The following is a 4,363-nucleotide window of genomic DNA, read 5'->3' on the forward strand; positions in this document are numbered from 1 at the left end:
ATAAAAATTCACCCTTCTCAATTAATGACCACATGGCATATTTCAAACCCTATTAGAATAATGCCAAGTGTGTATTTAAAATATATACAATATACTAGCAACAAGTATATATATAATTAAAAATATATATATATACGGTATTAAAATTTTCGGGGTCTCACAATACCTCCCCCTTAACAGGATTTCGTCCCCGAAATCAGCCGTCAGCAGACAGATAAAATACTTCACACATATGTATATATATTTATATACATAAATCAAGGAAATAACAATTATCTGCCAAATCAAATAAATAAATATTATTTATATACATCACAGAGTAAGATTATGTTGAGAAGTAGAAGCAGCAGTTACAGACACCTTTTGTAATCTGTCTAAAATTTCTTGCTGTACTTCTTTAATCTTATCATTATACTTCTCCAACTCTGTAATCTTTGGATCCATTTCTTTAGCATATGAATCCAACATACGCCTTAACTCTCTATTCTCACGTGTCAGTATCCTATTTTTCATTCGATTCTCCTTAAGTAACTGTCGTAGACTCTCAACTTCGTCAATTCTGGCTCGCACTTCTGCTGTCCTAGCTTTCAGACGCAGAGCTATATTTTGTACAGAACTTGTAGTTCTAGAACAAAGTGCAAGAGACTCATACAAGGCTTCTATATCAGACCTTTGTGTAAGCATCCCTTCATTTTGAGGAATAACTAAAGGTTGATGTAGTTGAGCATCCAAAGACTCATTCAAATCAGGAATCATGTTAACGGAAGATGGAGATGCCATTGCAAAAACTTAAGAAATCTCAGGAGATTTTTGATAAAAGAATGGTGTAGTTTACGATGCAGAAATGCATTTAAAAGCATTGATATCAGACAGCAAAATCTACTGTTCTCCAACTTTTGAAAAAAAATATCCAACAACTGTATCTGCCGATACGTTTTCAGAAAATCAATCATTTGTCAAAAAGTAAACAGTACTAGTACTCATTTTTCAAAAAGTAAACAGTACTGGCACTCATTTTTCAAAAAGTAAACAGTAGTAGTACTCATTTTTCAAAAAGTAATTTTGTCCGCTCTACCGACAATTCACATCAGTTCGAATACATTTTCAGAGAATCAATTATTTGTCAAAAAGTGAACAGTTCTAGCACTCGTTTGTCAAAAAGTAATTTTGTCTGCTTTACCGACAATTCAAATCAGTCTGAATACGTTATCAGAAAATCTCGCTTTATCAAAAAGTAAATAGTAATTAGTCTGATACGCTTCAAATCAGTTTGAATTTCTCAACCAAACGTATATTCAAATTTTTGTATAAATTTGGCTCTCCTCTTTCCATCTACTCATCCCAATCTATCTTTCGTTCCTATATCTGAAAATGCAGCATCTCGTTTTGATTCATGAAAATCATCTTCATGTTCTACCATTGCATAAAATTTTTGTTCAATATCTACTCTTAACTCCATTTCTGAAATTCTTTAAGAATGTCAGAAGAAATGCTTTCTTCTATCACTACCACTAGAAACAGCTTTATTTATCCTCATTCACCAAAAATTGGTATTTGCTTCAATCTCCATCGTTACATGTAACAATAGAAGCTATATCACTTTTTGTTATGTGTTCCATCTTGCTGGTTTCCTGCTCCTCATAGCTACTTCCCCCAATTCGCCAACTGAGAAATCACCTTCTCAGTTTCAAGCTCTATTATTAAAAGTAGCATTCACAAGAGCTCGTAGCGAAGCAGAGATGGATTATGGGTTATCATTCAGGGACAACAATGGGTTTTTACCATCAACGAAAATCTTTAACAGATTTTCATTAGGTGAGAAGCCAGTCCGACAGGTGTCTACCCTACCTTGTGCTCACTCTCTTCTGTCATAGTTATCTAAGCTATACAGAAGTTTCTAAGGTGTAGGACAACACCTTGAAAGATGATCCGAAACTAGGGTTTCCTACGTAAGGAAATCTAATCTCACCATCATCATCTTGCTTTCCTCATCTCCTTGAGAATATCAGTGAGTCATCATCATCATCATGATCTTGTTTATTCTTATCTTTACCATGATGATATTTGAGAAGTATCCACATCATGAATCTCATCTTTTCATGATAATATTTGTGATGCATCCTCATCATGAATCTCAGAATAACGGATCACCCCTAAATATGGTTTTTGAGGATACTGCTATAGATCCTTTATAATGCCATTTAGGTGGATCATAGTAGTTGATACTTGCCTCCACAACTTGTATCTCTCATGGGTAACTATTGATTCCTATTAATCTCAAGAGTATGGGTCACTGTTTGTATCCCCTAAATATAATTTTTATGGAGATAACTATTGATCCCTATTAATTATATCTTGGGAATCAAACATAGTTGAGTGTGCATGTGTTACATCGACATGCATTTCCAAGCAATCCTTTCCATACTCTAACATATAGACTTTGAGGTTGATTCTACCAGGCATGCAGTAGTCTGTCAAAGATTATATCATATGCATCCTCAAAGTACATCTCCAAACAATTCATACTCTAAGATATATTCTTTGGTATGAAGATTTAGCCAGCAATTTCATCAGAATACGAAGAAAATACTCTATTATCCATGTAATAGCAGTCAAACTACTTCACCGACCTAAATCTCCAAGCGATATGTATTCTAAAGAATACTCTTTGGTATGAAGAGATTTAGCCAACTCTAAAGGGAATGAAGTCTCAAGGTCCGAGAAAATTTGGAGCTTCTAAGCCTCAAATACTTGTTTCAAAGTTCAAGACTTAAGCTGTGGAAATACTTGTAATGTTTGTATCTACCATATGTAAATACCACTTACTACCACTGTACACTTGATTATGATTTGTATAAAAATCAAGCATCAAGAAAATCATCCTCTATGAAATAATTGTGCTTTCATAATTTCAAGTATTTCTACCATAATCAACTGTTATGTGTAATCTCAATAGACTACTAATGATCCATACCAGAATCATTCACATATAAATATCACTAATGATTCTTCACGAATCATAATCACATAATTACACATTTTCTCTACCAAAGAAACAAGATTATACTCATAATATACCATCACTCAGGTATTGTACTTTATCTCATATTTATACAAGTATTCATACACAAATATCATACACACATACATATACACACATATATATGTATATACACAACCATCATACATATATATATAAACACATATATATATACATGTACACACATACGTCTGCCCTAATCTCAATCCAAGTAAAGTTACTATAACTCTACTTTACAGGATCAAAGGGCTCTAAATTATCACCTACTAAAGGTGAATTCACCTCCCCCTTAGGATTAGACATCTCAGTCCAAACCTGAAGTTACAAATACTACAACTCAGTAACTCATTCATGGATAGTGTTTCTCTTTCGTGACTAGTACTCACTCAACAACCAAAAGCTCTGATACCAAAACTTGTAACACCCCACACAGGGTACCCCCTATGCGGAAATGCCACAGTGACACAAAATACCAAGCGCTTATCTTTTAAATAATTTCATTTAAAATTTATTGAGTTTAAAACAATTTTTCAAAAATACGCGTGCGGAAGACTTTAAATAATTTACAACATCTCAAAAATTAAAGATAGCGCTGAGTACTAGTTTGTATCATGAGTACAGTCCCGTAATGTACTCGAATTCCAGAAACATCCATTTAGTTTACTGAGTTAGATAGTATCTCGTGCTAACACATAGCAGAAAATAAACAACACCAGAAATTTACGTGGTTGGGCAATTTGCTTACGTCCACGGGCGAGTCGCCATTTTTTTCACTTTTATTAATATTGAGAATCGTATTACATGAATACAATATTTTCATTTCTCAACAAAACATTCACATCCTTCCACATTCTCATGGCTGTCAACAAATTTATCATCAGCCAAATATCACATATTAAAATCACCACATCTGTAATTATTTATAAATATTACAGAATATATCCATCACTTTTTCACAATAAATAATCTCACACTACATGCATGCTTTATGCATATGACAGATATACGATGCAATGCTCATGCAGTCATACCTGCCATTTCCACTGTTCTGCATTTTTTCTGCAAAACATCAAATATTCACCACAGATGGCCACCTTATTTTAAGGTTCACAACCATCAAAACATCAAATATCACAACAGATGGCCACCTCATTTTAGGGTGTCACAACCATCCGGGATGACTACCTCACCAGGTACACATCATCCTACCACAACAGCATTCCTTCGCCCCCAGTTGCTAGGGAATGAATACCACCCAGTCACCACCATGACTGTCACACATTGACTTGCTGTTTTTAGCAAGGGTGATATATTAGTGCACTA

General features: G+C 34.2%; 1 protein-coding gene. It reads right to left on the minus strand.

The features are described from left to right. Nucleotides 1-312: 312 nt before the first annotated feature. Nucleotides 313-756, minus strand: a complete 444-nt coding sequence (locus HLA95_RS26700) for a hypothetical protein (protein WP_222185045.1) — start codon at nucleotides 754-756, stop codon at nucleotides 313-315. Between the last annotated feature and the right edge of the window lie 3,607 nt (nucleotides 757-4,363).

Source organism: Geminicoccus harenae (assembly GCF_019800005.1).
GTDB lineage: Bacteria > Pseudomonadota > Alphaproteobacteria > Geminicoccales > Geminicoccaceae > Geminicoccus > Geminicoccus harenae.

What these genes read in the sequence shown, in the direction of transcription:
- HLA95_RS26700 (WP_222185045.1), bottom strand. Translation starts at nt 756, where the DNA reads ATGATTCCTGATTTGAATGAGTCTTTGGATGCTCAACTACATCAACCT.